We start from the raw sequence: 4953 nt of genomic DNA, 5'->3' as shown, positions 1-4953 counted from the left end.
GCCTCCGCCGCGCCCGGAACCGCCCGGACCGGCTCGGCGGGGCGGGGCGACACCGCGAGCGCGATCAGCACCGCCAGCCCGGTCCGCCCCCACGACTTCCAGGTCGCGTTCGAGGTCCGCCAGTACGGGGACCTGGTCGGCGCGGGGGCGGACAACCGCGCGCTCGCCTCGTCCCGGTTCTGCGACGGGAACCTGCACTGCAGCTCCACCGCGCTCTCGTTCCAGATCATCACCATGGGCGGCGACCACAGCCGGCTCCACACGACCAACGTCAGCAAGGCGAGCAACAACCACTGCACCGGCTGTCAGACCCTCGCCGGCGCCTACCAGTTCGTCCTGGACACCCCCGAGCCGATCACGCTCGGGCCGGACACCCTGCGCCGGCTGCGGGACGTCGAGACGGCGCTGCGCGCCGCCCGCAACCAGTCGCCGCAGACGCTCAAGGCGACCGTGGACGGCCTGGTCCAGCAGGTCATCACCATCCTCGACGAGGCGGCCGCGGCGCAGCCCGCGTCCCCGGCCCTCAAGGCGGCCGCGGCGCCGGCCCGGCCCAAGGTCACGCTCAACCGGACGCTCGACGGCTGGCCCGGCGCCAACTGAGCTGCCCCGGGCCCCCGTTCGGGCGCCATCAGGGCTGAGGACCCCGACCGCCCCGACGCCCGCGGCGCCCACCGAACCGGAGCCGTTCGCCCGCTGATCTGGCAGCGGGCGACCCCCGCGGACACCCGCCGCAGTGACCGCCACCGGCGCGGCCCGCGCATCCCGGGCGAGCAGTCCGGCCCGGCCGTCTCCCCCTCCCCGCCGCCCGGCTCCCGGCACGCACGCCGGGCCCGGCAGCCCGCCCCACCACTTCCCGCACGCAGCTACGCCCTGCCGTGCCCACTCAGCGAGGACCACACCCATGCGCCGGATCAGCGCGGTTACGGCCGCCCTCACACTCGCCACCGCCACCGCACTGGGCAGCGGCGCCCCGGCGGCGGCCCTCGATCCGGGCGGCGCCGCCCGTTCCGCCGCCCGACCGTCCGCCCGTCACGAGCCCGGAGCGGCCACCCCGGCACCCCGGCTGACCGTCACGGACGTCCCACCGACCGTCGCGGCCGGGGGCAGCGCCCGGTTCTCGGCGGAACTGCAGAACCCCACCGACACCGACCTGCTCTTCTACCCCGCCCTCCGGAGCGCCCCGGACCAGCAGGGCACCCCCGCCGACCGGATGACGCTGCGGTACCGGCCGGGCGGCGACGACCCGGTCCTCGTACCGGCGGGCACCACGCGGACGCTCGACCTCGAACTGGCACTGCCCCCGGACCTGGCGGACGGCACGCTCGACTTCACCCCCGTCGCGTACTGGACCCCCGCGGGGTCGGACGGCGGACGCGACGCGGCCACCCGCCACCTCATCACCGGCGGGCCGAAGTCCCTCTGCGTCGGACACCCCACGCCCGGCCCCTCGTCCAGCGCCGACGGCTCCCCGAGCGCGTCTCCCCGGCCGACCTCGTCGCCCACCGCCACACCCACCGGGCCGACGCCATCCGCGTCCGGGCCCTCCGCATCGGCGTCCCCGAGCGGCGCCGCCCCCAGCACCGAACAGCCCGGAAGCCGGCCCACCGACACGGTGTCGCTGGCGTCCACCGGCGGAGGCGCGAGCCCGGTGCTGATCAGCGTCGGTATCGCCTTCCTCCTCGCCGGAGCGGCATCGCTCACCGCGCTCCGCCGGCGCCGGGACGCCGGACGGCACCGCTCCTGACCCTGCTACGCCCCGGGTCCCGGACCACCGGGTCGGGGGCCGGAGAGCAGCGTACGACCGCCCTCCGGCCCCCGCCCGGCCGCTGACCGCCCGGCCGCCGACCGCCCGACCACCCGCCGAAGGACACCCGTGAACGCCCTGCACGTAGCCGTCCCGTCGCCGCGCACCGCCGGCACCGCACAGCCCGAAGGCGCGGTGACCGCCCGGACCCGGGGCGCCCCGCCGGCCGGTGCCCGGCACCGGCCGCCGGCCGGCCCGTCGGCGACCGCCGGCGGCCGGAGCCAGGTGGAGGACCTGGTCAGCCGGGCCAAGTCCGGCGAGGAGGAGGCGTTCGCCCGGCTCTACCGCCTCTACTCGCCACTGGTCAGCCGCTACCTCGCCCGCCGGATCCGCGATCCCCTGGCCGTCGAGGACCTGACCAGCGAGACCTTCCTGCGGATCCTCTGCCGGATCGGGACCTTCAGCTGGCAGGGCCACGCCTTCGAGGCCTGGGTACTGACGATCGCCCGCAATCTGGCGATCGACCACGCCAGGTCCGTGGTGATGTCCCGCAACCGCCTCGACGCCGATGCGCGCCGCCGCCGGCTGTCGCCCAGCGCGGAGGACGAGGCCCTGGTGCGGATCTTCCGGGACGCACTCGACGTGGTCCTCGAGGGCCTGACGCCGCCTCAGCGCGAGTGCGTCCGGCTGCGCCTGATCGCCGACCTGTCGGTCAGCGAGACGGCCCGGCTGATGGGACGGTCCGCGGGCGCCGTGAAGACGCTGCACTACCGGGCGATGAAGAAGGTCTGCGCGCAGATCGGCGAGGACTACGGCGTCCGCCGCGAGGCCGTCGCCGCGCTCGGGAGGAGGTGACCGGAGGTGATCCCGGAACCAGCCGGCCGAGGAGGACCGCGCCATGGAACCCGGCCACGCCGGCCCCCCGCCGGGAACGCCCGAACACGACGCCCCCGCCGCGCGGCCGCCGCTGCCGCCGCCGGAGACGGCGGCGGAGACGGCGGCGGACGGCCCCACCGGGCGGTTCGCCGCGTTCCTCTCCTGGTGGGCCCGGATGAGGATGGCCGACTGGACGGACGACGGCTACCTCTGAACGGCGGCCGCAGCCGCACCGCGGACCGGTGCCCGCACGGCCGCGGCCCCCACCCGAGAGGACGGGTGGGGGCCGCGGACTTCCACCGCCGGGGCCGGGCGCAACGGGTCCGACGCCCGCTGCGCCCGGGGCACGGCCGCGACGGCCCCGCGTCCGTGCCGTGCCGTACGTGGCCTGCCACGGGCCGCGTACGGCACGGACACCCCGGCGGTGGTGCTCAGACCCGGTCGGCCGCGATCAGCACGTACTGGAACGAGCCGTCCTGGTACGAGTTGATGAACGCCTCCTCGATGCCGGTGACCAGCGAGGAGGTGGCCCGCAGCTCCCAGTACGGCAGGGTCGCCGGGGTCAGGTCGATGACGGCCTGCGGCACCAGCCGGTTGTCGGCCATGGCCCGCAGGTACTCCCGGCGGGAGTGGATGTTGCACTCGAAGTGCGCGTTGATCTGCGAGACCCACTTCGAGGGCTGGCCGTAACGCGGGTTCCAGCAGCCGGTGATGGTCACGTACCGGCCGCCGACGCCGAGGATCCGGGAGTGCTCGGCGAACAGGTCCCCCAGGTCGACGTACATGCTCGACTCGTTGTTCCACGACGCCGCCGCCTGCCCGGTCTCGAAGGGCATCGAGAGCATGTTGCAGACGCGGGCGCGGACGGAGTCCGCGATGCCCAGCTCCTGGGCGCGGCGGTTCGCGAACTCGGCCTGCTTGGCCGACAGGGTGACCCCCTCGACCTTGGACCCGAAGCGCTGGTGGGCCATCACCATCGAGCCGCCGCGGCCGCAGCCGGCGTCCACCAGGGTGCTCCCGGGACCGACCGCCCCGAGGTGGTCCAGCAGGACCTCGGCCTGCGCCGACTCCAGCCGGTGCAGCTCGGCGATCAGCTTCTTCTCGTAGGTGCTGTCCTCGGTGTCGCCGAGCGCGGCGTGGTCGACGTCACCGATGCCGTAGTGGTGGTGGTAGAGACCGTCGACGTCACCCAGGCGAAGGTTCACCGGCCGGGCCTCGTGGTCCCAGTAGCGCGCGATGTCACCCTGGTAGGGCGTCGCCGGGGAGGGGATGAACGCAGAGGCGGTCGCGGTGGAGAGTTCGGTATTGGTCACAGAGGAAATCCGTTCTTACCAGAAATCGGGCAGGCTGTAGCGGTAGGTATTGGTGCAGTGCCAGTAGTGGTTGCCGTCGACCCAGGCGGCCACGCCCCGCAGGAAGCGCAGCACGGTGGGCACCGGGAGCTCCGCCGCCAGCTCCGCGGCCGCGGCCTCGAAGGCGTGCATCAGTTCGTTGTGCACCTCGACGGCCTTCAGGTAGGCATCGCGGACGGGGAGCTTCTCCCGTCGGGCGATCACCACCGGCAGGTTCAGGTGCAGGCCGGGGGTGGCCAGCTCCTTGGTGTACGAGTAGAGGTCGTTGACGATGGTGGTCGCGTTCCCGGCGAGCGCGATGACCCGCTGCATCGCGGGCAACGCGTGCAGGTCCGCCGGGAGTTCGTAGCCACCGACGGTGTCGGTGATGGTGGGGCAGGGACGGAAGTTGTTGAACTGGCGCATCGCCAGGTACTCCCACACCTCCGGGACGTGGCCGGTCTCGGCCCAGGCCGCCTCCGCGAGGTACCCCAGGTGCAGCCGGGCCATGTCGTGCCGGTACCGGTCGGCCTGCGAGTGCCCGGCCTGCCGGACGAAGTACTCCATCGCCGAGCGGTAGGCGCGCCGCGGCGCGTCCTCGTGCAGCGACGCCGCCCAGTCCGGGTGGTACTCCGCGGTGGTGTAAAGCGGGTCGAGCGCGGTGTGGGCCAGCAGCAGGCGGCTGCCGAGCCCGACCGGCGAGCCCCCGTGGTCCTCGCAGTAGACGTCGTCCAGGGCGTTCTCCGCCGCCATCAGCCGGGTGGCGACCATCAGGTGGTCGACGGTCGGTGCGTCAGGATGGCAGGCGACCATGTAGCGGCCCAGCGAGAACCCGTCGAACTGGTCCTCCCAGTCCGGGGGGAACAGCTCGACCTCCTCCACGGCCCACGCCTTGATCCGGCGGCCGACCTCCTCCACCCGGACGGGGTCGGGCTCCGCCACCGGGTGGTGGTACAGCCCCGGCACCGGGACGCCCGCCGCCGGCTCCGCGGCCGCCGCGGT

At 74.5% G+C, this 4953-nt stretch carries 6 protein-coding genes; 4 read left to right on the top strand and 2 right to left on the bottom strand.

The annotated features are described in order from the left end of the window. The 4 genes from AA75_RS49335 to AA75_RS15070 form a co-directional block, all read left to right on the top strand. On the top strand, positions 1 to 600 hold a 600-nt coding region (locus AA75_RS49335), incomplete at its 5' end, for a hypothetical protein (RefSeq protein WP_051812439.1). Positions 601 to 901: 301 nt separating this feature from the next. Beyond that, complete coding sequence (locus AA75_RS15080; RefSeq protein WP_033820521.1) at positions 902 to 1744, top strand: LPXTG cell wall anchor domain-containing protein; 843 nt, start codon at positions 902 to 904, stop codon at positions 1742 to 1744. A gap of 129 nt (positions 1745 to 1873) precedes the next feature. Continuing rightward, the gene (locus AA75_RS15075; protein WP_051812437.1) at positions 1874 to 2599 is read left to right on the top strand and encodes a sigma-70 family RNA polymerase sigma factor; all 726 of its coding nucleotides are present in this window, start codon (positions 1874 to 1876) and stop codon (positions 2597 to 2599) included. Positions 2600 to 2642: 43 nt separating this feature from the next. Further along, positions 2643 to 2834, top strand: a complete 192-nt coding sequence (locus AA75_RS15070; protein WP_033820520.1) for a hypothetical protein — start codon at positions 2643 to 2645, stop codon at positions 2832 to 2834. Positions 2835 to 3051: 217 nt separating this feature from the next. On the opposite strand, the gene AA75_RS15065 is transcribed toward AA75_RS15070, so the two are convergent. Then, positions 3052 to 3933 carry a geranyl diphosphate 2-C-methyltransferase gene (locus AA75_RS15065; RefSeq protein WP_033820519.1) on the bottom strand — a complete coding sequence of 294 codons (882 nt, stop codon included), beginning with the start codon at positions 3931 to 3933 and terminating at the stop codon, positions 3052 to 3054. 15 nt (positions 3934 to 3948) lie between these two features. Then, positions 3949 to 4953, bottom strand: a 1005-nt coding sequence (locus AA75_RS15060) for a family 2 encapsulin nanocompartment cargo protein terpene cyclase (protein WP_033820518.1), incomplete at its 5' end; no start/stop codon positions are given.

The sequence above is a fragment of the Kitasatospora sp. MBT63 genome, assembly GCF_000710465.2.
Classification (GTDB): Bacteria; Actinomycetota; Actinomycetes; order Streptomycetales; family Streptomycetaceae; genus Kitasatospora.
This window is presented reverse-complemented; position numbering and strand designations above follow the sequence as displayed.